Origin of the sequence: Mucilaginibacter sp. OK098, assembly GCF_900142915.1 — a bacterium.
Lineage (GTDB): Bacteria > Bacteroidota > Bacteroidia > Sphingobacteriales > Sphingobacteriaceae > Mucilaginibacter.
Genome location: NZ_FRCM01000005.1, coordinates 677429 through 703475, shown reverse-complemented (window position 1 = coordinate 703475; position 26047 = coordinate 677429). Strand labels below are relative to the sequence as shown.

The following is a 26047-nucleotide window of genomic DNA, read 5'->3' as shown; positions in this document are numbered from 1 at the left end:
GTTAAACCTATTGGGCCTTGGGCACCGGTTGCTCCCGTTGCACCTGCCGGACCTGTTGCTCCGTCTGTTCCATTTGTTCCTGCTGCGCCAGTGGCTCCGGTTAAACCTATCGGGCCTTGAGCACCGGTTGCTCCCGTTGCGCCTGCCGGACCTGTTGCTCCGTCCGCTCCATTAGTCCCTGCAGCGCCTGTAGCTCCTGTTAAGCCTACCGGGCCTTGGGCACCGGTAGCGCCTGTTGCACCGTCTGTTCCATTAGTTCCTGCTGCGCCAGTGGCACCAGTTAAGCCTATCGGGCCTTGGGCACCGGTTGCTCCCGTTGCACCTGCCGGACCTGTTGCTCCGTCTGTTCCATTTGTTCCTGCTGCACCTGTAGCTCCGGTTAAACCTATCGGACCTGGCGCTCCAGTGGCTCCCGTTGCACCTGCCGGACCTGTTGCACCGTCTGCTCCATTAGTCCCTGCCGCGCCGGTGGCACCAGTTAAACCTATCGGGCCTTGAGCACCGGTTGCACCCGTTGCACCTGCCGGACCTGTTGCACCGTCTGTTCCATTAGTTCCTGCTGCACCAGTGGCTCCGGTTAAGCCTATCGGGCCTTGCGCGCCGGTAGCACCTGTTGCACCGTCTGTTCCATTAGTTCCTGCTGCACCAGTGGCTCCGGTTAAGCCTATCGGGCCTTGTGCACCAGTAGCGCCTGTTGCACCGTCCGCTCCATTAGTTCCTGCGGCACCGGTGGCTCCTGTCAAACCTATCGGACCTTGTGCTCCTGTTGCACCAGCCGGACCGGCCACACCAGTTGGACCGATGGGGCCTTGAGGGCCTGCCGGCCCATTTATATTTGTCCAGGTATTAGTGGTTGGATTATATACCCATGTACCACTATCATTGGTCACAATTGTAGTACCCGCCCCGGGGCCTCCGGTCTGCCCGGGAGTGCCCGGAGTACCCGTTTTACCTGGTTCTGCATCAATGATAAGTGTCCCGTTTGAGCCCCTGCCTATTACCCATTTGGTACCATCGTTGTAGTAAATACCAGGGATAACATCGCCATTTGTGGCTGTGTTATAAACCATCATACCGGCGACATGCGCCGTTAACGGCGCAGGATTCGTAGTTTGGGCCAATGCAACCCTTGCTATCAGAAAGCCTTTGTTGTTGGTTTCCAATTCAAGTAAAGCATCCTTGTTAGGCAGGTTACCGTTTAATACAGTTCCGTCCTTTACCTTTTGCTGGGCAGCAAGAGATAACACGAACAGCATAGATGCCAGGCTCAGGAGTAGGTGTTTTTTCATCTTATATTTATTTTGTTAATTCCAACAGTTTTAATCACGCCAATAGCAATAACCATTTGCTATTAATCTATTTGTTCATCAAGATTTATCAAACCGTTGTTTTAAGACAGTGTTAAGGTTTAGCGTCAAGGCAACAAACACGAATAAAAGCTGCCAAAACTTTCCGAAGCCCTAAGAGATTATCATTAAATGCTTCATTAGTATAATTCTGTTACCTTGAAAATTTATTGCGCGGTAACAAAATTCTTACACTACAAAGAAACTGCAATGAAACGCAGGCTTTATACTAGTTTCGACACATAATATAATAATGACGACAGAAACCAAAAAGCTGCTGACAATGGTGCATAAAGAGTATTTTTTCTTTAAAAGAAAATGTGGAAAACTATCTTAAAAAAAAATAAATGTAAAAAAGACAAGAATAAATAATAATTAAAAACTGTTAACAGACTGATATACTAATGATTACATCACAATTCTTGCCTTAAACCTTACTTTTTATTATGCAAGTTAAAATACTGGTGCGATTCTGTTAAACAGCTTGTCGTTTACTTATTTTTCATCGGTCAACTTCCATTTCTAACCGATGAATAGTTAATTCAACCCGATCATTTATAAATTTACGTTGACTGTATCCGTTGGTTATCTATGGAGTACTCCATTTGGATTTTTAAAAAAGTTACAGGATGTTTAACCATTAATATGGTTATAATGCCCGTTTAGACACAGAAATTGACGATTGAAAGAAAAGAAAATCTTTCAGTTTTTACTAAACACCTACACTTCTTTTTAAATCAATCAATATATTCGACAAATGACTGCGGAAGAATCTATTACTATAACAACGCGAAAATCCCTATACGAAAACATTAAAATTTTGCGCCAAAAAAACGGATGGAGCCAAAAAGATTTGGCCGATCGCCTGGGTATTTCTATTCCAGCACTTTCAAAAATTGAAACCGGTTTTACTGATATTTCCTTATCCCGCCTGGAACAAATTTCCTGCGTTTATAAGATTACTGCAGCCGAACTGCTGGATGCGAAAAACGGAAAGACAGATTCAGCCCCGAATTTACATTTGAGCATACTCAAAAAGAAGCTTGCCCATAGGGAAAGGGAAATTATAAATTTACGGAAAAAGATAATCGAGCTGTACGAACAAATCCAAGACAAAGGCAAATAGCTAATCCAATATCAAAAATTAACTATTCTCACTTTGTCTAAAAAACCTTAAATACCCTAATTAAAGGATTATTAACTCGCTTATTTAATGAAAGTAAATACCCATATTTCATCAAGAAAAATACTTCTTGCGTTTGCAGCATTTGCTATTATCATTGCTATATCGGCTCTTTTTTTACATGGCTCCATATCCACGAAGCTGAAGCATTTATCAAAACTATCGGATAGCGTTAAACTTGATCAATTTCAGCCAAACCACGCTCTATTGCTGCTCCGCCAGGCGGAAGACAGTTTCCAGGAATCCTTTTTAGATCAAGGCGATAAGAAAACAGCATATCATATAACTGCCTATAAGGAAAAGTTGTTGCAGGCTTTTGCTGAAATAGATTCAATTATCCAAAAAAAGGCAGATACTACGGAACTATCTTTTGAACAGCGCACCAGGATGTGGAACTGGTATCGAAAAAAGCTGCAATTGTCTGGCAAATTATATATCATCAAACACTCCTTTGATTCTCTTCTGACGACCGATCTTGAAGCCTATACAAAAAATAAAGCCCTCACCGTTAATAACTTAATTTTTCATGTACTTAAAATAAGCCTTAAAGATTATAATGATACCGTAAGGAAAGTTAAACCCAATAAGAAAAGAGCTTTTTTTGGCCGGATAAAAGATGCCATTGTCAATAAAGACGCTAATAATGATGCTGTAGAGATCAATCATAACCGTATCAGTAAAGTTGTTGATTCCGTTACACAGAAAATCATTGTAAATGATAAAAATGTATATGTGCAAAAATTAAAACAGTTGCAGCAGAACAACAAAAAGATGATGGATGCGCAAAGAAAATTAATTGCGATTAACATTGGGGTCAGCAATGCGCTCGAAGGTATTATAAACGATGCCAGGGAAATCAATTATAAAATGGAATATGAGCTTAAATACGCCACTTTTAAAAGTTACAAAGAAACTGCCCTGCTGATAAATAAATTTTTCATGGTGGCTATATTTATGATATTGACATTTGCCGTTTTGCTTATTGGGTTTATAGTTAAGCTTAACCAGTCTGAAGCTATTTTACGTATGGAAAATGAACGGTCGATTATAATGGCTCAGCAAAAAATGGATTTATTGCTTTACATGAGCCATGAGGTTCGCAACCCGCTTTCAGCTATCAAGGGCTTTTTGCATGCATTCAGTAAATCCGATCTGTCACCTAAGCAAAAAGATATGCTGAAATCTATAAGACTTTCATCAGACATGTTGCTGCATACATTGACCGATACACTGGATACCGCAAAAATGGAAAGTTCAAAATTTAAGATTAACAATGCCCCGTTTAATCCTGATTTTATATTTGACGAGGTAATAGAAAGTTTAGCGTACGGCGCCATTAAAAAAAACCTCACAATTGATTGCCACTTTGAGGGCGACAAACATGTTGTTGTGCTAGGTGACGCGTTAAGGCTAAAGCAAGTTTTATTTAATTTATTAAGCAATGCTATTAAGTACACCAGGATTGGAGGCATAACAATAAAGGCCAGGCTATTAGCAATTAAGGGTAATTACATATTGTATGTTGACATTACTGACACAGGCGAAGGCATAAGCCCGGAACAACAGGCTAACTTGTTTTCAAAATACCATCAAACAAATTCAGCCGGGGGGAAAATAGGAACCGGGCTTGGCCTATACCTCTGTAAAGTATTAATAGAGATCCAGGAAGGAAAAATTAGCGTTACAAGCGAGATCGAGAAGGGCAGTACCTTTAGTTTTTATATTCCTTACGAATAAGACGGTTTGTTTCGCTGTTGATGTTAAGTAGATGTAGATATATTTTAAATTAATAAATATTTGTCTTGATTTATTAATTTAAACGATTAAAAATTTCCATTAAAACATTAAAGCAGAACAATTATTATTTTTTTTTAACTATATGGTTGTTTTTGTTATAAAATTCTCATATATTTCAAACATTTTAGTGTTTATTTATAAAAATCACCATTTACTTTATACGAAACTCTCTGCTAACAATTTAGACCAAACTCCTTGAAACCACTGATCCGATAGATCTATGAAAATACTCTTTAACAAATTATTTTATGCCCATAAATTGTTTAGTTGTTGATGACGATGAGATGGCATTATCCCATCTTTGTGATTTTGTAAATCAAACTCCTTTTTTAAACCTTATTTCCCATTTTAATCACCCAACTGCTGCATTGAATGCTTTAGAAAACGAGGAGCTACAACTGGTTTTTTTAGACATTAACATGCCTGCGCTTAGTGGTATTGAACTGGCCAGGATAATTAACAGTAAAAGCGTGGATAATAGCCCCCGCATAATCTTTACCTCGGGATATGAGCGTTATGCTCTTGAAGGGTATAAAGTCAAAGCCATTGACTACTTACTAAAACCAGTTGAATACAACGACTTTATTAATGCCGCTTATAAGGCTAAAAGCCTAATTGAGCATGGCCATAATAATAAAGCGCTCAGTAAGGTAGACTATACGGATAACGACTTTATTTTTTTAAGGGTAGAATACGAACTGATAAAGATCTATCTTAAAAATATACTTTATATTGAGGGATTTAAGGATTATGTTAAGATCTATGCAACAAACGTTGATGGTTATATCAAATCACTCACCACAATGAAAAAAATTGAGGAAAAACTACCGATTCACTCCTTTATACGTATCCATCGCTCCTTCATTGTCTCGCTGGATAAGATAGATTCCATTACGACTACAACGGTAAAAATAGGTAAGTCTATGATACCTGTAAGCAGTCAATATAAGGAAGATTTTAAGAAATTTATAGATCATTGGTTTTAATACTGCTACTTTCCACTAAAGAAACTTAATGCAGCAAAATATGATACCGACAAAGTAAATACCTATTACGCCGTTCGAATCATCCTGCAGTTGTAGAAAAGACAATCGATATCGTTAATCTCCAAATATAATAAACAGGGGTGTTTAAAACCAACCGGGCGTTATAACTAAACCAGTAGTTAAAATTCAGGTAATTTTCTTTAAATATCCAAATCAACCGCACCGAATTTTAGTTTTGCAATACATGATTACACATTGAATGAAAACAACTGATTTTCTTCACATTAACAGTCTAATCTGCATTTGTGACACCTGTACAGAGGTTCATGATTTTCCATTTTATGCCTTTTGGGGCTTTGTGGCAGAGTTTGCCGGTTTAAGCTATTGATATATTGCTAAATGATTGATTTTTTGTAAGTTAGCGACTTGTCAGTTGAAATTATTGCTGCAATAAAAGCCTTCGTGATTTCAATTGTTCATAGTTGTCAACTATTAGGCTGTTAAAAAAAAAGCCCTCAGAAATTAATCCGAAGGCTTCCACAAAAACTTCTTGAATATCTTCACATTATCATAACACAGTGTTAAAATTTTGTGCTGGCTACTGTACAAATTTCGAACTATTTTCTGGCTGATTTGCGTTTAATCGCTGATTTAAGCCTATAAATTTTTTGATTCGATTTATAACAAAAACAGATTGCATAACCATTGGCTGTTTACAAAACACATTACACCTGCGAAATGCAGGACGATGTGCTAATTACCTATAAAGACATCAATCACCTGGATACAAAGCTTAAAAGGGCATTATATCATGTTAAAACACTTTACAGGCCGATAAGCAACGTTTAAATTAGCTGGTCCCCGGGTTTGAGCAAAATTAGCACTCTAATCGTGAAGCATAATGGAAAACTTTCTGCTTATTATCTATATGGAGATGCAGTTTAGCTTTCTTTCGGATATGCCCAGCTCCCTCGCGCACCCTTCAGGCCATTCTTTAAAAAGCTGCTTGTAATAAGCGATCCCATCCTGAAGTTGCGCCTTAAATTTATCAAGGTGCTTTTTTTTCTTATCATTCAGGTTCTTCGCATGCTTCTCCAGATCCGCTTGCAGGTAATCAATATACAAGTTCAGTTCTTTGATAAAAACGTGTGGGCGTTTGATGTTTTCCAACAGGTCAAGCCTGCCATAAATATGGTTTACCATTTCTTCCAGCGAATAGATCCTGGAGAAATACGCCATATTGGGGCCGGGACAAATTGATACTGCGGTATTTTCTTTGGGCTTACTAATCTTGTATTTCAGGTATGCGGCAGAACATAAACCTTCGCAAAGGCAAATTTTTTCAGTTATGGTATCAAATTGTTCCTGGTATTCAACTTCAGGTAACGATAAAGCCTGCAATTGTTTAATTTTAAAATTTTGGTATTCTCTTGATGAAGTGCAGATAGGTTTTTCTGTGAATTCGGTATTAGTACACAAGTACTTTTTGGTGCAGGGACTGCCCGGACGCCCGCTTTCAATACGTTCAACCCGTTGTTTTTCCATTGATGCAAGCTTAAAATTATTGAATAGTATGCCCAGCGGCGATGCGCCGCTCAGATAAAAATCATCCTCATTTGCTCCGGCCAATTGCATCAAAGTTTCTTCATCTACGTTGGTTACCTCGGGTACAAGAAGAAACGGACTCCCCCAACCGGTGGCATCCAAGTGGTAATACTCCATCAGGAAATCGTTTTCCACGGCAGTGCCTATGCCGCCCTGAACGCTTAAGCGCTGCTCCGGCATCTGATCACAGGAAATATTTTTGTTTATTAAAGCGCCCAGGTATAGCGGGTAAAGCTCATCAGCCATTTCCTGTCTTTTTTCTTTAAACTCTTCCAGTATCGGCCCCAATAAGAAGCCGTCTGTTGCGAAAGCGTGCCCGCCGCAGTTCAAGCCCGACTCCACCCTGAATTCTGAGATCCACAAACCTTTTTTAGCCAGAAATTTGGCCTGGATAAGAGCCGAGCGAAAGTCACTCACCTTTAAAATTATCCTTTTACGCAGTTTACCGGTTTCATCCGGAAAAAAGTCATTAAATGTTTCGAGGTAACTATATAACCTTGGGCTCATACCTGCTGATAAAATAACTGCAGATTCAAGGTCACTCTCTGCAAAACCGCGTAAAGCCGCTAATGCATCTGTATTTTCGCTCCCTGTATATTCCCCTTCAGCCGTAAAATTCATCTTATCCACTTTTGACATGATGTTAACGTCAATCGACCCTTTGGTCATCCGCTGGCGCAGTATATTCTGAAAAATGGTTTTTCGCTCGTTATCCGGATATTCCATCATCAGGTCATAGCCTTGTCTTAACAGCGCTTTTTCGGGAAGCAGCTCAAAATACCGGCACAAATCGGTCCCGGCTTCAAATAGCTGGCCTTTTAGTTGTTCAAATTGCTGATTGATGGTTCCCGCCAATAAATTAAGATAAGCAGTGATTCGTTTTGCTCTGCTGTCCGGCTCGGATTTGGCAATGGCTGTATAAGCTTCATTGCTATTTTCTGAATGGTATTCCCGCATTCTTTCAATCAGCTCATCATCAACAATGGAGAGCACGGAAGAAATGCCATAACGGGAAACCTTAAGCGGCGTATCAATGGAATAACCTAGTCCTAATACAGGAATATGGAAGGTGTGGCTCATGTTATCAATTTTAATTAGTCAAACCTACGCAGGCTATTTTGTTTGAAAATTGACGAAGGTCACATTTTAGGCGTTTTCTGATCATTCTTTAATTTCCTCAAACCCGGCAGCTTTGGATGTTAAGAAAAATAAGCATGGCGGGAAGCACGATCCTTGAAAAAACGACCTGTTATCATTGCGGTGATGACTGCAATACTGTAAGCATCAGCATTGATGAAAAAAGCTTTTGCTGTAACGGCTGTAAAGGCGTTTACCAGGTATTATCTGAAAATAAACTTTGTAGCTATTACACCTATAATGATCACCCCGGAGCCTCCCGTGAACGTATCGATAAGCGGTTTGATTATTTAAATGAGCCAACTATCATCAGCGAGCTGATTGATTATACAGACCAGGAAAAAACGATAATTACCTTTTATATTCCCCAGATCCATTGCAGTTCATGCCTTTGGCTGCTGGAACAATTAAATAAAATTAATCCTGCCATCCATTATAGCCGGGTTGATTTTCTAAAAAAGCAATTAAACATCCGGTTTGATCACCGGCAGATCAGTTTACAGCAAGTGGTGGAGCTGTTGGATGAGATCGGTTACGAACCGCTGATCAGCCTGCAGGATATTATTAAAGAGCAAAACGCAGCAACAAAGGATAACCTGGTTAGCAAAATAGCGGTTGCCGGGTTTTGTTTTGGCAATGTGATGCTGCTCAGCTTCCCTGAATATTTTGGCATGTCGGTTGCTGAACGGTCGTTTAAATATTTCTTTGGGCTGCTTAACATCCTTTTTATTTTGCCGGTTGTATGTTACAGCGCGAGCGGCTACTTTATATCCGCCTGGCAAAACTTGCGCAATAAGGTTTTAAATATTGATTTCCCTTTAGCGTTGGGAATCGGGGTGTTGTTTATCCGTTCGGTTGTTGAGATAGTTACCAGGAGTGGAGCCGGGTTTGCAGATACACTTTGCGGACTGGTGTTTTTTTTACTGGTTGGGAAATTTGTACAAAAGAAAACTTATCACCACATTTCTTTTGAGCGGGATTATCGCTCATTTTTCCCGGTTGCTGTACAAATTATAGAAAACAGTTCAGAACGGCCTGTTCCTTTATCCCAGCTCCATACCGGGCACCGTATGGTGATCCGCCATAATGAGATCATCCCTGCTGATGCCATTTTATTAAAAGGCGAGGCGCTGGTTGATTTTAGCTTTGTTACGGGCGAGGCCATCCCGGTCGGCAAAACTTTAGGCGAGATCATTTATGCCGGTGGCCGACAGACTGGTGAAGCTATCGAACTCGAGGTGATAAAGCCCGTTTCACAAAGTTACCTTACCCAGCTTTGGAACAATGAGGCATTTACCCGTAAGCAGGACAACCGGATGCAAACTTTTAATGATAAGGTGAGTAAATATTTCACCATTGCCCTGTTAACCATCGCCTTCGCTGCCTTCCTTTTTTGGCTACCCACTGATTTTAGAAGAGGACTTGCAGCATTCACAGCAGTATTGATTGTAGCCTGCCCTTGTGCTCTGGCCTTAAGTACGCCATTTACTATGTCGGCGGCGCTAGGTGTTTTTGACCGTAATCGGTTCTATCTAAAAAATACCGCGGTTGTGGAGCAGCTTGCCGCTATAGATACTATTGTGCTTGATAAAACAGGAACCATCACGAATGGAAGTGATAGCAGGATCGAGCTAAAAGCTGACTTGACAATTGACCAAAAGCAATTGATATATAGTGTTTGTATGAATTCCGCACATCCGCTTAGTCGGATGATCTGCGTTTTCCTGGGCAACGAGGAACGTCGGGACGTTTATAACTACAAAGAGATCACTGGCAAGGGAATATCAGCGGAAGTAAACTTTCAGAAGGTGCGGATAGGCAGTGAGGAATTTATAAGAGGGGTTTCAATAATGTTATTGCCATTTACACAGGTACATATCATGATTGACGGAAAATACCTGGGCTATTTCTCGTTCATACAGCATTATCGTAAAGGTTTAGAAAAGATAACAGAGCTGAAGCGCGATTATCAACTGCATTTACTTTCAGGCGACCAGGATCAGGAACTGCCGTCTCTCCTGCCGTTTTTTGGATTTAAAGCTAATATGCATTTTAACCAGTCGCCTCAACAAAAACTGGATTTTATTCAAAGCCTGCAGGCTAACAGGAATAAAGTAATGATGATAGGTGATGGGCTCAACGATTCCGGCGCATTAAAACAAAGCGACCTCGGCATAGCCGTAACCGATAATGTAAACAACTTTTCGCCGGGAAGCGATGCCATCCTTGATGGCGCCTCGTTTCACCTGCTCCCTGTATTTTTGAGGTTCTCCAGGGATACGGTTAACATCATTCATTTTTCGTTCCTCATCTCTCTTACCTATAATTTAATCGGGCTTAGCTACGCCATTACCGGTAAACTATCTCCGTTAACAGCAGCAATCCTGATGCCGGTGAGCACTGTGACCATCATCTCATTTACAAGCCTGGCCACGCATTTTGCGGCAAAACGGAGAAAATTAATATGAGCATCCTTTATTTTTTGATCGGCTGCAGCGTATTGCTTGCTTTGATTTTTTTAGGCGCTTTTTTCTGGGCGCAAAGGAGCGGCCAGAACGACGACCTGTATACGCCATCAATGCGCATGCTGCTGGATGAAGCGGAGGAGACCCCGCCTGAAAAATGATAATCGTCATTTTTTTAACGAACGGTCATCATTCTCCCGAAAAACAGAGCACCCTAATTTTACAACCATAAAAAGAAACACTTTATGCAGCCTGAAAAATTTTACTACGACAACAAGATCGTCCGGAACTTCGGTATCGCAACCGTGATCTGGGGGATTGCCGGCATGAGCATCGGCCTCCTGATTGCCATACAGCTATATTATCCGGGCGCAAATATGCATAACCAGTATACTACGTTCGGCAGGATCAGGCCGCTGCACACCAACGCCGTGATTTTTGCATTCGTAGGAAACGCCATTTTTATGGGCGTATATTATTCTCTGCAACGCTTGCTTAAAGCACGAATGTATAGTGATAAACTGAGCGCCATCCATTTTTGGGGGTGGCAGCTGATCATAGTCAGCGCTTTGATCACCTTACCTTTAGGCTTTTCTACCTCGCATGAATATGCCGAGCTGGAATGGCCGATAGATATTGCCATTACTATTATATGGGTGGTTTTTGGCTGGAATATGTTCGGTACCATATTTAAGCGGAGGGAACGGCACTTGTATGTGGCTATTTGGTTTTACATAGCCACATTTGTTACCATAGCGGTGCTGCACATTGTTAATTCTGTTGAAATACCGGTAACATTCTGGAAAAGCTATATGGTTTACGCTGGTGTACAGGATGCATTGGTACAGTGGTGGTATGGGCATAATGCGGTCGCGTTCTTTTTGACCACACCATATTTGGGGATGATGTATTACTTCCTGCCTAAAATGGCAAACCGCCCTATCTATTCTTATAAATTAAGTATCCTGCATTTTTGGGCGCTCATTTTCATTTACATCTGGGCAGGGCCGCATCATTTATTATATACCACTTTACCGGGCTGGGCCCAATCATTGGGTGTTGCGTTTTCCATTATGCTGATAGCTCCAAGCTGGGGTGGTATGATTAACGGACTGTTAACATTACGCGGCGCCTGGGATAAGGTGCGTGATGACGTGATCCTGAAATTTATGGTGGTTGGCTTAACTGCTTATGGCATGGCCACCTTTGAAGGCCCTATGCTGGCGCTGAAACAAATAAATGCCATTGCACACTTTTCCGACTGGATCATTGCACACGTTCATGTTGGCGCTTTAGGATGGAACGGATTTTTAACCTTCGCTATCTTATACTGGCTGATCCCAAGGATTTATAAGACTGAACTTTACTCTAAAAAACTGGCCTCATTCCACTTCTGGATAGGCACATTAGGGATCCTGTTTTATGTGATCCCGCTTTATTGGGCTGGTTTCACCCAGGGCCTAATGCTGAAAGAGTTTACCCCCGAAGGCCTCCTCAAATACAATTTTTTAGAAACAGTGCTGCGAATTGTGCCGATGTGGGTTACCCGCTCGTTAGGCGGCAGCATGTACCTTACCGGTGTAATTGTGATGGCTTATAATTTAACCCGTACTGCATTACAAGGTAAACTGCTGGCAAATGAGCCTGCACAGGCTATGCCTTTGCAATCCGTAAGTACAATGGTTCAGGAAAAAAGCTGGCACCGCAGGCTGGAACGCAGACCGATCCAGTTTATGATCGCTGCGCTGATTGTTATACTGATTGGGTCGTTTATCGAGATCATGCCTACTTTAACCATCGCATCTAATATTCCAACTATATCAAGTGTTAAGCCCTATACTCCATTGGAATTGCAAGGAAGGGATCTGTATATCCGTGAAGGCTGTGTTAACTGCCACTCACAAACAGTGAGACCTTTCAGGTCAGAAACTGAGCGGTATGGCGAGTATAGCAAGGCCGGGGAGTTTGTATATGACCACCCGTTCTTATGGGGATCTGAACGAAAAGGTCCCGATTTAGCGAGGGTGGGCAGCAAATACCCGAATGCATGGCATTACAACCACCTGTTGGATCCGCGTTTAATGTCGCCCGGAAGTATTATGCCGGATTATGATTGGTTGATAAACCAGGACCTGGACACCACCACAACTATTGCAAAAATTAATGCGATGCGGAAGTTAGGTGTACCCTATCCATTGGGCTATGAAAAAATCGCCAATAGTGAACTGGATAAACAGGCAAAGGGCATTGCTGCCAATCTTGCTACAGACCATATAAAGGTTTCGAGCAGGAAAGAGATAATAGCCATTACCGCTTACCTGCAAAGGCTGGGAATGGATATCAAAGTAAATAAAACAACCACCAAATAATTACTATCATGTTTGATCAATTTGTAAAAGATATTTCAGGAAAGGAAATGTACCTGATCTTCTCCCTATGGATATTCCTTGTGTTTTTTGTTGTGGTCAGCATCCTGCTTTTTATCACCAAAAAACAGCACATAACTTACATGAGTGATCTGCCATTGGAAGACGGAACGGAAGAATTACCTCAATCATTACCATTATGAAATATTTATTGACCATTGCAGTAATTGACGATCACAGTATGCTTTCTGATGATTTAGAAAACTATATAGGTTACGGCGCTATTATTGGGATGCTTTTATTGTTCCTTATAGTAATGCTTGTACTACTGCGGACATTTAAGGTGCTCACCAGGATAGTTTTAAGATCACAAGGCTATACCAAAGAACAGATAGAAGCAGAAATGAACCCGGTAAAACCTAAGAAAGATAAAAAAGTCAAAGCAGAAGTTTGGAACAAATTACTTTCGCTAAGGCCGCTATCAGAAGAAAAGGAAATACTGATCGCCCATGATTATGACGGGATCCAGGAACTGGATAACCCTATCCCTGCCTGGTTCATGTGGTTATTTTACGGTACCATCATTTTCGCTGTGGGCTATCTGCTTAATTATCATGTTTTTCATACCGGCCAGCTTCAATACCAGGAATATAAAACAGAAATGGCCCAGGCAGACATTGCTAAAAAAATATACTTAAGCAAAGCCGCAAACCAGGTGGACGAAAATACAGTAAAACTAGTTCATGATCCTGCAGTAATTACTGCAGGCCAGTCTATATTTCAGCAAAATTGTGTTGCCTGCCATGGGCCTAATGCAGCTGGCAATGTAGGACCGAATTTAACCGATGATTACTGGCTGCATGGCAGTAAAATAAACGATCTGTTTAAGACTGTCAAATACGGGGTTTTAACAAAAGGGATGCCAACGTGGGAAAAGGTGTTATCGCCTAAACAGATCTCGGATGTGGTGAACTATATAAAATCTATTCATGGCAGCAATCCGCCAAACCCTAAAGCACCTCAGGGTGTAAAGGAAGCAGAGAATGATGCTAAACTGGCTTTAAACTAAAAAACAATGGATGCATTACTGGAGGCAAGTGACAGCGGGGAACGGAAATGGATGTATCCATGGATAAGGAAGGGGCGGTATTATAAATGGCGAAGCTGGCTGAGCTATGCCTACCTCATTCTATTTTTTACAGGTCCGTTCCTGCGAATCAACGGGCAGCCATTTTTAATGCTTAATGTAATCGACAGGCAATTTGTGTTGCTTGGGCAGGTTTTTTGGCCACAGGATATCTTCCTGTTCATGCTGGCATCGCTGGTATTTGTGGTTTGTGTGGTGTTGTTCACCATTGCCTTTGGGCGCATCTTTTGTGGATGGATCTGCCCGCAAACTATATTTATGGAAATGGTTTTCCGGAAAGTGGAGATCTGGATTGAGGGCGATGCCAACAAAAGAAAAAAACTGGATGCCGGCCCCTGGGATAAGGATAAAGTACAGAAAAAGACATTGAAACATTTCCTGTTCTTGGTCCTGTCTTTTTTAATTGCCAATACCTTTTTGGCTTATATTATCGGAAGCGAAAACCTGGTTAAAATCATAACGCAGCCCATCAATCTGCATTGGGTAGGCTTTTTCAGCATTTGGGTATTTACCATCGTTTTTTACCTGGTTTACAGCCAGGTGAGGGAGCTGGTTTGTACAGTGATTTGTCCTTACGGAAGGCTGCAGGGTGTACTGATGGATGAAAACACATTGGTGGTTGCCTATAACGAAGTAAGGGGCGAACCGCGCGGAAAATTAGACCGCACTGAATTTTCAACAAAGGGTGACTGTGTTGATTGTGGTTTGTGCGTTGCGGTTTGCCCAACCGGGATAGATATCCGCAACGGAACGCAAATGGAATGTATCAACTGTACGGCTTGTATAGATGCATGCGATGAGGTGATGGACAAAATCCATAAACCGCGCAACCTGGTTGGCTACTATTCCGAAACAATGATCCGTACTCAGCAAAAGCCATCATTTAATAACAGGATGAAGGGATATAGTGTAGTAATAACTGCTTTAATGGTTGTATTAGGTTATTTTATTTTTAGCCGTACCGATATGGATATAACAGTTATGCGGGGCGCGGGCATGCTTTACCAGGAACAGCCCAATGGTTATATCAGTAATATTTATAATGCTGATATAACCAATAAAGCCAATACAAACCGTTCAATTATATTGAGGCCCGAAGACCCCGGTATCAAATTAAAATACATCCAGGCTCCTGGTATTGCAGGTAAAGGTGGTGAGGTAAAAGCAGTGTTTTTTATACTTATCCCAGCAAATAAAATTCGTTCACTGAAAACCGATGTCCGATTAGAGCTGATATCAGGCAATAAAATTATACAAACCGTTACGACCACATTTGTAGGTCCGTTAAATAATTAAAACGATGAACTGGGGAAAAGCAACTGTATTGATCTTAATAGCATTCGTGCTGTTTATAGGCGGCATGAGTGTGTATATGTTCAGGTCTCCTAAGGATGATTACGATCATCAATATTATGAGGACGGGATAAACTTCGATCATGATTATAACCGCGAAGCACAAGTGACAAAGGATCACGCCGAGCCGGTAATCAAAATCAATGCCGATTCTATCCTGGTTACATTTTCGCAAATTGTTGAAGGAAAGGTAAAGCTGATGAGGCCGTCAAGTGATGCTGCCGATAAAAGCTATCTATTAGAAGGCAAGGTTGTTACGATTCCCTTATCGCAATTAATTAAAGGCAAATGGAAGTTGGTATTTGAATGGAAAAGCAACAATAAGGCATACCTGTATAACACGGAAATATTTGTAAAATGAGCAATAATGAGATCGCTTTTTTTATTGGTTTGTTTGGAAGCGTTCATTGTGTAGGAATGTGCGGGCCGCTTGCGCTGGCAGTACCATCCTTTCAAACCCGTTGGTGGCTCATCGTATCTGATAAACTACTTTATAATATTGGTCGTGTAATTACTTATTCATTTTTGGGCCTGCTTATCGGTTTTATAGGTAAGCAGCTCTGGCTATCCGGGCTGCAGCAGGGGGTAAGCATTGTGAGCGGCCTGCTTATTATATTGGCCGGTTTTTCAAGGATCTTTAAAATTCATTTACCCGGCAGTAAGTTATTGTTACCTGTTAACCGCCTGTTAAATTATGCACTTCGACATAAAGCCGGTCACCTGGTTGTAGGTTTACTTAATGGGTTCCTGCCCTGCGGATTTGTTTACCTTGCCCTTGTCGGCGCTATCAATACTTCTTCTCCAATAGCAGCTTCAGCCTATATGTTTTGGTTTGGCATTGGCACATTTCCTTTGATGCTGCTGGCGATGGTAGGCAGTGGCTTTATCAGTCCGGTGATCCGCAGACACATCAATAAAGCAATGCCCTACCTGATGGTTTGCCTTGGCTTATGGTTTATGATAAGGGGTATGGGCTTAAATATTCCCTACCTTAGTCCTCAAAAGCAAGCATCGGGCATTAGCGTTTGCCATTAACTAATGTGGCAGCAATAAAATTAAATGCTCCCCAAAACTGAGGCCTAGAAACATTAGCCCAGGTAGTTTAAAAAGAATTTTTTAATATAAAATGCCGTTAGGATCAAAGGTTAAGCGCATTTTTTCACAGGCTCATGCTGAATTGCTGACTTTCTGGCTGGGCTTTCCATAACCGGTCATCCAGCGCCATGCAAATATTTCTAAGAAAATGCCTGCCATGCTCAGTTACTTCAAATCCGGATGAATGAAGCCGGATCAGGCCGTCTGCAGCGAGGGGTTGTAACCTTACAACTGCGGCTGAAATAAAGGTTTCTATAGCCGGATCCCAATTAGTATTGCCTCTGCACATGATATTCAAAATGTGCAGGCGAATAATCAGGTCTTCACCTGTTAATAAATGACCCTTTAAAACAGGCAGAACGCCTTCATCTACCAGGCGCAGGTAGTCTTCCACAACTTTAACGTTTTGAGAAAATGCTGTTTCTGCGTCACTAATGGAAGATACACCAAGGCCGATCAGCAATTTGGTGTGGTGATGTGTGTAACCCATAAAGTTACGGTGCAGATTGCCTGACCGTTCCGCATAAAAAAGCGTATCATCAGGTAATGCAAAATGGTCCATTCCTATTTCCAGGTATCCATAGCTTTTTAACAATTTCCTGCCTGTTTCATACAGTAAAGATTTAGCAACGGCATCCGGCAGATCCTGTTCAGTGAAACGGCGTTGCCCCGGTTTTAACCAGGGAACATGCGCATAACTGTAAAACGCTATCCGTTCCGGCATAAGCTCCGAAACCAGGTTGAGCGTATTGGTGAGCCCCTCCAAAGTTTGCAGGGGCAGGCCATAGATAAGGTCATAGTTAACAGAAGTATAACCAATGCGACGGGCTTGCTGTGTTATCACCTGTACCTGTTCAAAACTTTGCCGGCGGTTAATAATGAACTGCACTTTCGGGTCAAAATCCTGGATGCCCAGGCTTAGCCTCTTAAATCCAAGATCATACAGGGTCTCCAGATGGTCAATCGTTGTATTATCCGGATGTGCCTCAAAACTAAATTCGGCATCCGGGTGAATAATTGTATCATTCAATATGCCATTAATTAATAGTTGAAGGTTTTCTGCACTAAAAAAAGTTGGTGTGCCCCCACCTAAATGAATTTCGCGGATAACAGGCGTTTCTTCCATTAACTCCCTGTACATTTTCCATTCTTTTAACACTGCCTGAATGTATGGAATCTCAACCCGGTGATTTTTTGTTATCCGGGTATTGCAGCCGCAATAGGTACAAAGATTTTCGCAAAAAGGCAAGTGAATATACAGGCTGATCCCATCCCTGTGATTGGTCATTTCAAATGTCTGGCTTACAGCCTCCGTCCAACCAGACAAATTGAAAGCAGCAGTGTCCCAATAAGGCATGGTTGGGTAGCTGGTGTAACGCGGAGCAGCTATGTTATATTTTTCAGTGAGATCTGTCATTGGGTAATTTTATGTGTAAAGCTACGCCTTAACAGGTGTTGAATAGTTGATGGGGATCAGCAGGGAAAATGATGGTCGTCATTTATCGGGAAGCACACTGCGAAAATTGTTCCTTGTTTAATCGCGCTGTTGTGGGGGTAAATATTTCTAAAAGCAAGCCTCAAAAAGTGATCACATTCATGTAAACTACTGATATATATCATTATTTCTCCGGGTTTTAACCTTCAGCTTTACATCAAATCAAATTGCTATGAAGACTATATTGGTACTGACTGACTTTTCCATCAACGCATCCTACACGGCTCAATACGCCCTGGAGCTCGCACAACAAGCCGAGGCTAATTTATTATTATCTAATATATATGAGCGTCCGTCTGATGAACAAATAGCAGACACTAAACAGTGGGCCATGGGAAATACCGAAGCAAATAGTATAGACGATTTGGGCGTATTATTGAGCGAACTAAAAAATGCACTGGATAAAGATGTTAACAGGAACAAGTTCCGGCCCGATATTGAACAATGCAGTAAGGAAGGCCTGATTGCTGACAAACTCAACGATATTGCCGCTGACAGGGAAATCCTGATGGCGGTTATCAGCACGCACACTGCCGGTTTATTGAGTACGCTGCTATCAGGCAATCATGCCGGCAAAATTATCGATAACGCGAAATTTCCTATTCTGCTGGTCCCTTACCAGGTGCGTTTTCAATCATATAAAACCATTGCCTTCGCCACCGCGATGAACAATAGCGACATCGGCGTATTGCAATCTTTATCAGGATTGGCCGGATATTCCGGATCTGACATTTTAATAGCCCACGTAGATCCCGGCAAGACTGAGAATGAGCATACCGTCGAACAATTCTTTAACCAGGTGTCATTTAAAATAAATTACCCCAAAATCCTTTACCGCAACATCCAAAATAGCAGTGTGATAGATAGCCTGAAATTGCTGATGAAGAAAGTAGATATAGACCTGCTGGTGCTTGTTCATCACAAAGCCGGCTTCTTTAGTAAATTATTAAAACGGAGCGTAGTTCAGAAACTTGCGCTTTGCGCTACCAAGCCATTGCTGATCTTTCCCTGTGCAACCGCGCTTAAGGCCTTGCCTGTATTTTGATCTCAATCATTTATTACCGTGATACTGATCATTCCTTGCGGTGGTTTCACCGGATACATTTGTTCCATACCATTTATTAAATAAAAAACATGAAAGCATTAGTTTATTACGCCCCGGGGGAAAAATCATGGGAAGAACAACCAAAACCGGTAATCATAGAACCAACGGATGTTATTGTAAAAGTTCTTAAAACAACCATTTGCGGTACCGACCTGCATATTATGAAGGGTGACATGCCCGAGGTTGCAGCCGGCCGCATCTTAGGCCACGAAGGTGTGGGTGTTATTGAAGAAACGGGAAGCGCCGTAAGCAATTTCAAAAAAGGGGACCATGTGATCATATCCTGTGTTACCTCCTGCGGTAAATGTGAATATTGCAAAAAAGGCATGTATTCGCATTGCGAAAAAGGGGGCTGGATACTAGGCTACATGATTAATGGCACCCAGGCTGAATATGTGAGAATCCCTTATGCTGATAACAGCCTTTATCCAATCCCGGCAGGTTCTGACGAAGAGGCGCTGGTTATGTTAAGCGATATTTTACCCACAGGTTTTGAATGCGGCGTATTAAACGGGCAGGTGAAACCAGGTGATACCATAGCCATTGTAGGAGCTGGCCCTGTGGGTATGGCTGCTTTGTTAACCGCCCAGTTTTATACCCCGGCGGAAATCATTGTGATAGACCAGGACGATAACCGGCTGGAAGTCGCCAAAACTTTTGGCGCTACGCAAACCATTAACAGCGCCACTGAAAATGCAATTATAAAGGTGATGGGGCTTACCGGCGGCAAAGGCGTTGACACGGCAATTGAAGCCGTTGGCGTGCCGGCAACTTTTGAGTTATGCGAAGAAATTATTGCGGCTGGCGGTCATATTGCCAACATAGGTGTACATGGCAAAAGTGTAAGCCTTCATCTTGAAAAGCTTTGGGACCGGAACATTTCTATCACTACGCGGCTGGTTGATACGGTTACCACGCCAATGTTATTTAAAACGGTACAATCCAAAAAGATCCAGCCAAAAAAACTGATCACTCACCGTTTTAAGCTTGACCAGATGATAGAGGCTTATGACACATTTGAGCATGCCTCAAGGGAAAAAGCGTTGAAAGTATTATTGGAAAGCTAAGATGAAGAAGATCCTTTTTTCAGGATTAATAGCGGGCTGTATTTTGTTTGTACTCAGTTACGGGGGGCTTTACTTAGCGGTAAAGTTCTTCCCATCGCTGTTTACCGAATATAATAACCCGCTATTTAATTCAGACGGCAGCAGGGACCTGCTTTTTTACCTGCATGCTTTTATCTTCAGTTTCGCACTTGCCTGGTTTTGGGACAGGTTTAAAGGAATGTTCAAAGGTTTGCCACTCCTGAGAGGGATAGAATTCGGCTTAGTGTATTCGGTTATTGCCCTGGTACCAGTAATGTGGATCTCGTTCAGCGCGTTGGACATTACCGTAATAATGGTGCTCAGCTGGTTAGTATATGGATTGTTACAAGCTGTTGTAGCAGGGATCGTGTTCGCAAAAGTTAATCCCTGAAGAAGATGCGCCACAGATTTTTTTTATGGGGATGCCCGGTATTTCTTTTAATCACAAGCTTTTTTATGCCTGTTAATTTTAATAAACCAACCGGAACAAAAAAGTGGCTGATTTGTGAAAATAGCAACCTTTGTGTTAACGGAACTACCAACATCAATAAATTTTCGTGCCAGATTGCGGCCTATGATCACATTGATACGCTTACGGTAAGCAAAGGCGAAAAGGAAATTGTGCTATCCGGAACCATTAGCCTGAATGTTAAGGGCTTTGATTGCCATAACTCGATGATGACTGCCGACCTAAGGAAAACACTGAAGGAAAAACAGTTTCCGCAACTTCATATCACTTTCCTTTCATTAAGCGAGCTCCCTGGACTAAATGCGCAACCCGCATTTATAACTGGTATGGTGAATATAGAAATTGCAGGCATCAGCAAGCGTTTCGAGGTGAGCTACCAGATCACGGAGGATGCCCAAAAAATCATTCATTTAGGAGGTTCACGGGATATCAACTTTTCTGATTTTAACCTCATACCCCCCAGGAAGTTAGGCGGGATGATCAAAACAAGAGACAAACTAAGCGTCGAATTTCATTTAAATATAAAAACTATCAATTAAATCAATTTACACTATTAGTAACAGTAATCATGAAAATAATAATAAAAGACCCGCAGCTTGATGATGAATTACAAGAGCTCTACCTGGAAAGCAAACACTGGTTATCTGATCTCCATTTTGCAGAGCATGAGATCAGGTTTTTAAGAAAGATGATCAATAATTATTTAGTCCCGGCGCTTAAAAATGAACAGCTCAATAAAATTGAGGGTTTTAACAAAGCATTGGCCCGGCATGATGCAAACATACCCCGCATGAAAAATAAAATTACGGAACTTTTAAAACAGCTTGGAATTCTTATCAACGAAACAAAAAAGGAGATCGGCATGGATCTGATTGAACAATTCGCCGCATTGGAAACAGAGATAAAAACGCTGTTTGAAGCTATTAAAGAGGTTAAAAAGTTGTTGTTCGTTTTTGCAGAAGATTTAATGAAGACAGAATGTAATGTGTTTGTAAGTCAGCTATGAGCGATCCAACTTACACAACCGCCGATGAAGCCTTAAAATGTGTAAAGCCCAACCACCGGGAAATGCTTGAAAATACTTTTTTTAACAGTGTATCCACGCCCGGCAAAGCGTTCCATTTTTGCACATGGAACACCCGGAACGCTGTGAAACACGCTCATTATCAGCATGTTTGCTTTTTAGCAAAATGCAAGTATCTGATAATCAGATACTATGCTACCAGCCTTTATATCGAACTCACGCCTAACCTATTAATAAACCCAATACAACCCCCGTTTTAAATGATGCCCATCATTTAAAATGCCGTTAAGCATCACCCATAACCCTCACCATCATCATTTTCTACCCGGTGTATATACCTCACATTTGAGCATACACTAAAACCACAAAAATGAAAGATTTAAACAAGCAGATTGCAGCTACCACTACTATAATGGCTGTAATTATTTTTTTAGTAATGCCGCAATTCCTGCGGGCTCAGGCCATTTATAAATTATTGCCAGGCAAGGATGTAGCCATTAAAGTGCTGGGCTCATCAAATGTTCATGACTGGACAGAAACTGCAACAGGGCTTGAAAGCCAGGGCGATTTTAAATTTGAAGGCGACCAGCTCCGGTCACTTCGCTCATTCAGCTTTGCTGTAGACGTTAAGAGTTTAAAAAGCGATCATGAATCAATGGACAACCGGACTTATAAAACCATTAAGGCGGACAAATTTCCCACAGTGACATATAAGCTGAGTTCGGCAGTGGTTACGCTGGTTCAAAAAAACAAATACGCCATTAAAGCAACCGGAGACCTTACAATAGCCGGAAACACCCAAACCATTGTATTAAATGTAAGCGCGGTTGTTAACGCAGACAATACCATCAGCTGCACCGGATCGCAAAAAATTCAATTGACCGATTACAAAATTGATCCGCCAAGCTTTATGCTGGGTGCAATGAAAGTAAAAAATGATCTTACTATTCAATTCAACCTGGTATATAAAAATAACCAGCTTTTAACTAAAACAAATTAATTACAACATCATGAAAAATAAAATATTTACCATAATAGGCTTACTTATTATTGCAGGACTTAGCCTTATAACGACAGCTGTTAAAGCGCAGGAAACGATACAATATTTTCGTCCGAACAGCCAGCAGGGCATCAATGTTTTTGAGACATCAAAACTGGATACGGTTAAGTTTACCGGCCTGAAAGTGAAAATTGGTGGTAATTTTGAGCTTACCTTCCAGGCGCTGGGGCAATCAAATACTGCCATGCCACTAACAAAACCAGGTTTTACAGGCAATGTAAACAGCCTTATCCCGCTAACTCACGCTTTCCAGTTACCAATGGCTAATCTGAATGTTGATGTACAGCTGGCCGACGGAATTCGGATGAACCTAACCCAATACCTGGCATCGCGCCACCACGAGGATACCTGGGTAAAAGGAGGCTATATCCAATTTGATAAATTACTTTTCCTCCACAGTGATTTTATCGACCAGATAATGAAAAGTGTTACTGTAAGAATTGGCCAGAACGATGTGGATTATGGCGATCAGCACTATAGGAGAAGTGACGGCGGCAACACCATTTTCAATCCATTTGTAGAAAACTATATCATGGACGAATTCTCTACCGAGCTTGGCGCCCAATTTTACTATCACGACAAGTCTGGTGTATTCGCCATGGCGGGAATAACTGACGGAGAGCTCAATGAAACTGTTATTGCAGGCTCAAAGATTGACGCAAAAACCGGGCAGCCCAACAGGTATGATGCCGCCTTTCTTGGTAAGTTGGGTTTCGATAAGCAGCTTAATAAAGATTTCAGGATTAGGATCTCCGGATCATTTTATACCGTTAACAGTTGTAATAGTAATACCCTTTTTGGCGGTGACCGCACCGGTTCACATTACTTTAATATAATGGAGAACCAGGCGGTAGCAAATGCCACAACGCTAAGTAACGCGGTTGACTACAGCGCATTTTCTGGCAGGCTAAATCCTGGTTTTAGCGAAGAGGTACATACTTATATGGGGAACCTGTTTTTGAAATATAAAGGACTGGAGTTCTTCGGTACCGCTGAAAACGCAACCGGCCGTGGGATTACAGAAACCGGCAACCGCTGGGCTACCCAATATGCTGGCGACGTGGTTTACAGGTTTCCTGAAAATAAGGAAAACTTTTGGGTAGGCTTCCGCTACAATACAGTAACAGCTGACCTTGCAGGTATTGGCGATGTGAAAATTAATCGTGAAGCAGGTTCACTGGGTTGGTTTCTGACAAAAAACATCATGATGAAAGCAGAATATGTAAACCAGGAATACCTGAATTATCCGAACACTAATATTCTCAACGGAGGTAAATTTCATGGCGTGATGCTGGAAGCATCCATCGGGTTTTAATCAATAGCAAAACTTAATAATTGAATAGCTGCTGATAGGTCTTATAAACAAGGCTTATCAGCAGCATTTGATGCTTTTTATTCTTCAATATTTTGATAAAACAATCTGCAAATCATCTTATAATATGATTTGCATCATTATTAAGCTGCTGCTAAATACTCACCTTTACATCAGGTTAAATCAATACAAATGAAAAAATTTCTTTTCCCGACCGATTTTTCGGCTAACGCTATGCATGCCGCTGCATACGGGTACAACCTGGCAAAACAGGTAAAAGCGCGCGTAATTCTTTGTAACGCAGTCATCATTCCTGCAGAGATGCCGCAATCCGGAATGATTGCATGGCCAATGGAGGAATCGGATATCCTGTTACAGGACAGTAATGCTGAACTTAAACGCATTAAATTACACCTGGAAAGCGCTCCCCAGGGAGATGGTTACAAACCATCCATCAGTTATCTCAATGGATCAGGCAGGGTTATAGATATTGTAAACCACATGGTAGACAGCCAGGAGATTGACCTGGTTATCATCGGGACCCACGGAAGCAGCGGCCTATCCACTTTATTGCTGGGTAACCACAGCCGCCAGATGATTGATGTTGTTGCAAGTCCCTTACTACTTGTTCCCCCTGCAGCGCCAATAAAACAAGTAAAAAAAATAGCGTTTGCTACAGATTTTACTAATCCTGAAGAGGATTTGAAATGCATCTACCGTTTAATAGCATTGGCGCGCCCGCTAAACGCTGAAATATTGCTTACCCATATTCACAACGAAAAGGCGCAAACCCCGGATTTTCAGAAATGGATTAAGGCGTTTGTTACAGACCTGTCTAACAAAGCAGACTATCCTCATATTTATTACCGCGTTGTAAAAAGCGGCAATACAGGAACTGGTTTGGATTGGTTATGTGAGCATGGGGACATCGATATCCTGGCTATGGTGCACCGTACACATAATTTTATAGACAGTCTTTTTAGGGGAAGCCAGACACAGAAAATGGCCGGGCACATTCCTGTTCCCTTACTTGTTTTCCCGCAAAAATATTGAAAAAATGAAAAATGATCAGCAATTACAAACAGAAGTGGAGCATGCAATAGGGTTCAAGTCCTTATTAAACGCCGCGGCTATTGGAGTTTCGGCAAAGGGTGGCATTGTAACGCTTACCGGCACAGTTAACAGCTACGCCAGGAAATGGAAGGCCGAAGATGCAGCGAAAAATGTAACCGGCGTAAAGGCATTGGTGGAAGCAATTGAAGTGAATTTTGGGAACGCGACTGATAAAAGCGATGCGAATCTTGCCCTTAAAGTGTTGAAGGCGTTAAAACTAAATTTCTTCGTTCCGGCTGATCAGATAAAAGTAATGGTGGAAGATGGTCATGTTACGCTATCGGGGGAAGTACACCGGGATTTTCAAAAAGATGCAGCGATGAAATCGGCAGGTAACGTGGCTGGAATAAAAGTATTAACTAATAATGTTGTCGTTACGGCTGCAGTGCCGGCATACTTTTAACAGTCCATCGATCTTGAAAACTAAAAGGGTACGCCCTCTCTTCACTTGTTAATGCTTTTCGAAGCGTCCCGTTTTCTTAGTAATTATAATTTTATAGAGAATTAATTCTACATCGTTACCCACATCACTTGCATTGGAGGTAATTCCATGTGAGGGGTGGTCGTCACCATGTGTCATAAATGGGACCATCCTGTCAATAAGCTTTTGCATAATTTTCTCTTTTTCGGGCAACGCTGTTATTTCTTCAAACTTTCCCCAAAGGATCACACTCTGCCAGTTGACGATACTTTTAATATCATCCACTTCAAAACAAACCTGCGGGTTATTCCGCATCATATCTATTTTCATCCCTTTGGCGGAATGGGCATAAATATAGGTTCCATCATATAAATAATTCACGGGCACCACATAAGTGGTGTCGTTTGAATGGCAGCCGATTCGGCCGATAAGCTGGCTTTTCAGCAACTCTTCTACCTGGTTTTCGTTTAATTCCCCTAACAT

General features: G+C 41.6%; 24 protein-coding genes and 1 pseudogene. 21 read left to right on the top strand and 4 right to left on the bottom strand.

Annotated elements, in window-relative coordinates:
- Nucleotides 1-1289 (bottom strand): annotated as a pseudogene (locus tag BUE31_RS19740) (hypothetical protein); the annotation flags it as partial.
- Nucleotides 1290-2103: 814 nt separating this feature from the next.
- Here BUE31_RS19740 and BUE31_RS19735 point away from each other — a divergent pair.
- From BUE31_RS19735 to BUE31_RS31130, 4 genes are all read left to right on the top strand, one after another.
- Entirely contained in the window at nt 2104-2472 is a 369-nt protein-coding gene (locus BUE31_RS19735) for a helix-turn-helix domain-containing protein (RefSeq protein WP_073405532.1), read from the top strand.
- Between the two features lie 87 nt (nt 2473-2559).
- Nucleotides 2560-4266, top strand: coding sequence for a sensor histidine kinase (locus BUE31_RS19730; RefSeq protein WP_073405531.1), 1707 nt, complete (start codon nt 2560-2562; stop codon nt 4264-4266).
- A gap of 308 nt (nt 4267-4574) precedes the next feature.
- The gene (locus BUE31_RS19725) at nt 4575-5312 is read left to right on the top strand and encodes a LytR/AlgR family response regulator transcription factor (protein WP_073405530.1); all 738 of its coding nucleotides are present in this window, start codon (nt 4575-4577) and stop codon (nt 5310-5312) included.
- 705 nt (nt 5313-6017) lie between these two features.
- Nucleotides 6018-6161: a hypothetical protein gene (locus BUE31_RS31130; protein WP_159440713.1), complete on the top strand. Its 144-nt coding sequence runs from the start codon at nt 6018-6020 to the stop codon at nt 6159-6161.
- A gap of 75 nt (nt 6162-6236) precedes the next feature.
- Here BUE31_RS31130 and BUE31_RS19720 read toward each other — a convergent pair whose 3' ends face one another.
- Nucleotides 6237-7997 carry a hypothetical protein gene (locus tag BUE31_RS19720; protein WP_073405529.1) on the bottom strand — a complete coding sequence of 587 codons (1761 nt, stop codon included), beginning with the start codon at nt 7995-7997 and terminating at the stop codon, nt 6237-6239.
- A 116-nt stretch (nt 7998-8113) separates the two neighbouring features.
- On the opposite strand from BUE31_RS19720, the gene BUE31_RS19715 reads away from it, so the two are divergent.
- The 8 genes from BUE31_RS19715 to BUE31_RS19680 all read left to right on the top strand — a co-directional run bounded on the left by BUE31_RS19715 (nt 8114) and on the right by BUE31_RS19680 (nt 16420).
- Nucleotides 8114-10522, top strand: coding sequence for a heavy metal translocating P-type ATPase (locus BUE31_RS19715; protein WP_234997870.1), 2409 nt, complete (start codon nt 8114-8116; stop codon nt 10520-10522).
- Complete coding sequence (gene ccoS, locus BUE31_RS19710) at nt 10519-10680, top strand: cbb3-type cytochrome oxidase assembly protein CcoS (RefSeq protein WP_073405528.1); 162 nt, start codon at nt 10519-10521, stop codon at nt 10678-10680. Before BUE31_RS19715 ends, ccoS begins: the two co-directional genes overlap by 4 nt.
- Before the next feature lie 84 nt (nt 10681-10764).
- The gene (ccoN, locus tag BUE31_RS19705) at nt 10765-12888 is read left to right on the top strand and encodes a cytochrome-c oxidase, cbb3-type subunit I (RefSeq protein ID WP_073405527.1); all 2124 of its coding nucleotides are present in this window, start codon (nt 10765-10767) and stop codon (nt 12886-12888) included.
- An 8-nt stretch (nt 12889-12896) separates the two neighbouring features.
- Complete coding sequence (locus tag BUE31_RS19700; RefSeq protein ID WP_073405526.1) at nt 12897-13088, top strand: hypothetical protein; 192 nt, start codon at nt 12897-12899, stop codon at nt 13086-13088.
- Nucleotides 13085-13954: a cbb3-type cytochrome c oxidase N-terminal domain-containing protein gene (locus BUE31_RS19695; RefSeq protein ID WP_073405525.1), complete on the top strand. Its 870-nt coding sequence runs from the start codon at nt 13085-13087 to the stop codon at nt 13952-13954. Before BUE31_RS19700 ends, BUE31_RS19695 begins: the two co-directional genes overlap by 4 nt.
- 6 nt (nt 13955-13960) lie before the next feature.
- Complete coding sequence (gene ccoG / locus BUE31_RS19690) at nt 13961-15328, top strand: cytochrome c oxidase accessory protein CcoG (protein WP_073405524.1); 1368 nt, start codon at nt 13961-13963, stop codon at nt 15326-15328.
- A gap of 4 nt (nt 15329-15332) precedes the next feature.
- The gene (locus tag BUE31_RS19685) at nt 15333-15746 is read left to right on the top strand and encodes a FixH family protein (RefSeq protein ID WP_073405523.1); all 414 of its coding nucleotides are present in this window, start codon (nt 15333-15335) and stop codon (nt 15744-15746) included.
- Entirely contained in the window at nt 15743-16420 is a 678-nt protein-coding gene (locus tag BUE31_RS19680; RefSeq protein ID WP_073405522.1) for a sulfite exporter TauE/SafE family protein, read from the top strand. The genes BUE31_RS19685 and BUE31_RS19680 overlap by 4 nt, the downstream gene beginning before the upstream one ends.
- Before the next feature lie 124 nt (nt 16421-16544).
- On the opposite strand, the gene hemN is transcribed toward BUE31_RS19680, so the two are convergent.
- Complete coding sequence (gene hemN, locus BUE31_RS19675; protein ID WP_073405521.1) at nt 16545-17897, bottom strand: oxygen-independent coproporphyrinogen III oxidase; 1353 nt, start codon at nt 17895-17897, stop codon at nt 16545-16547.
- 250 nt (nt 17898-18147) lie between these two features.
- On the opposite strand from hemN, the gene BUE31_RS19670 reads away from it, so the two are divergent.
- From BUE31_RS19670 to BUE31_RS19625, 9 genes are all read left to right on the top strand, one after another.
- The gene (locus BUE31_RS19670; protein WP_073405520.1) at nt 18148-19020 is read left to right on the top strand and encodes a universal stress protein; all 873 of its coding nucleotides are present in this window, start codon (nt 18148-18150) and stop codon (nt 19018-19020) included.
- Between the two features lie 89 nt (nt 19021-19109).
- The gene (locus BUE31_RS19665) at nt 19110-20147 is read left to right on the top strand and encodes a zinc-dependent alcohol dehydrogenase family protein (protein ID WP_073405519.1); all 1038 of its coding nucleotides are present in this window, start codon (nt 19110-19112) and stop codon (nt 20145-20147) included.
- 1 nt (nt 20148) lies between these two features.
- Complete coding sequence (locus BUE31_RS19660; protein WP_073405518.1) at nt 20149-20556, top strand: hypothetical protein; 408 nt, start codon at nt 20149-20151, stop codon at nt 20554-20556.
- A 65-nt stretch (nt 20557-20621) separates the two neighbouring features.
- Nucleotides 20622-21173, top strand: a complete 552-nt coding sequence (locus tag BUE31_RS19655) for a YceI family protein (protein WP_234997869.1) — start codon at nt 20622-20624, stop codon at nt 21171-21173.
- A gap of 29 nt (nt 21174-21202) precedes the next feature.
- Nucleotides 21203-21640, top strand: a complete 438-nt coding sequence (locus tag BUE31_RS19650) for a hypothetical protein (RefSeq protein WP_073405516.1) — start codon at nt 21203-21205, stop codon at nt 21638-21640.
- Nucleotides 21641-22028: 388 nt separating this feature from the next.
- Nucleotides 22029-22658, top strand: a complete 630-nt coding sequence (locus tag BUE31_RS19640; protein WP_073405514.1) for a YceI family protein — start codon at nt 22029-22031, stop codon at nt 22656-22658.
- A 10-nt stretch (nt 22659-22668) separates the two neighbouring features.
- Nucleotides 22669-24033 carry a hypothetical protein gene (locus tag BUE31_RS19635; RefSeq protein ID WP_073405513.1) on the top strand — a complete coding sequence of 455 codons (1365 nt, stop codon included), beginning with the start codon at nt 22669-22671 and terminating at the stop codon, nt 24031-24033.
- Between the two features lie 189 nt (nt 24034-24222).
- On the top strand, nt 24223-25083 hold the full coding sequence (locus BUE31_RS19630) for a universal stress protein (RefSeq protein ID WP_073405512.1): 861 nt from the start codon (nt 24223-24225) through the stop codon (nt 25081-25083).
- A gap of 4 nt (nt 25084-25087) precedes the next feature.
- Nucleotides 25088-25546: a BON domain-containing protein gene (locus BUE31_RS19625; RefSeq protein WP_073405511.1), complete on the top strand. Its 459-nt coding sequence runs from the start codon at nt 25088-25090 to the stop codon at nt 25544-25546.
- Nucleotides 25547-25594: 48 nt separating this feature from the next.
- On the opposite strand, the gene BUE31_RS19620 is transcribed toward BUE31_RS19625, so the two are convergent.
- Entirely contained in the window at nt 25595-26047 is a 453-nt protein-coding gene (locus BUE31_RS19620; RefSeq protein WP_073405510.1) for a pyridoxamine 5'-phosphate oxidase family protein, read from the bottom strand.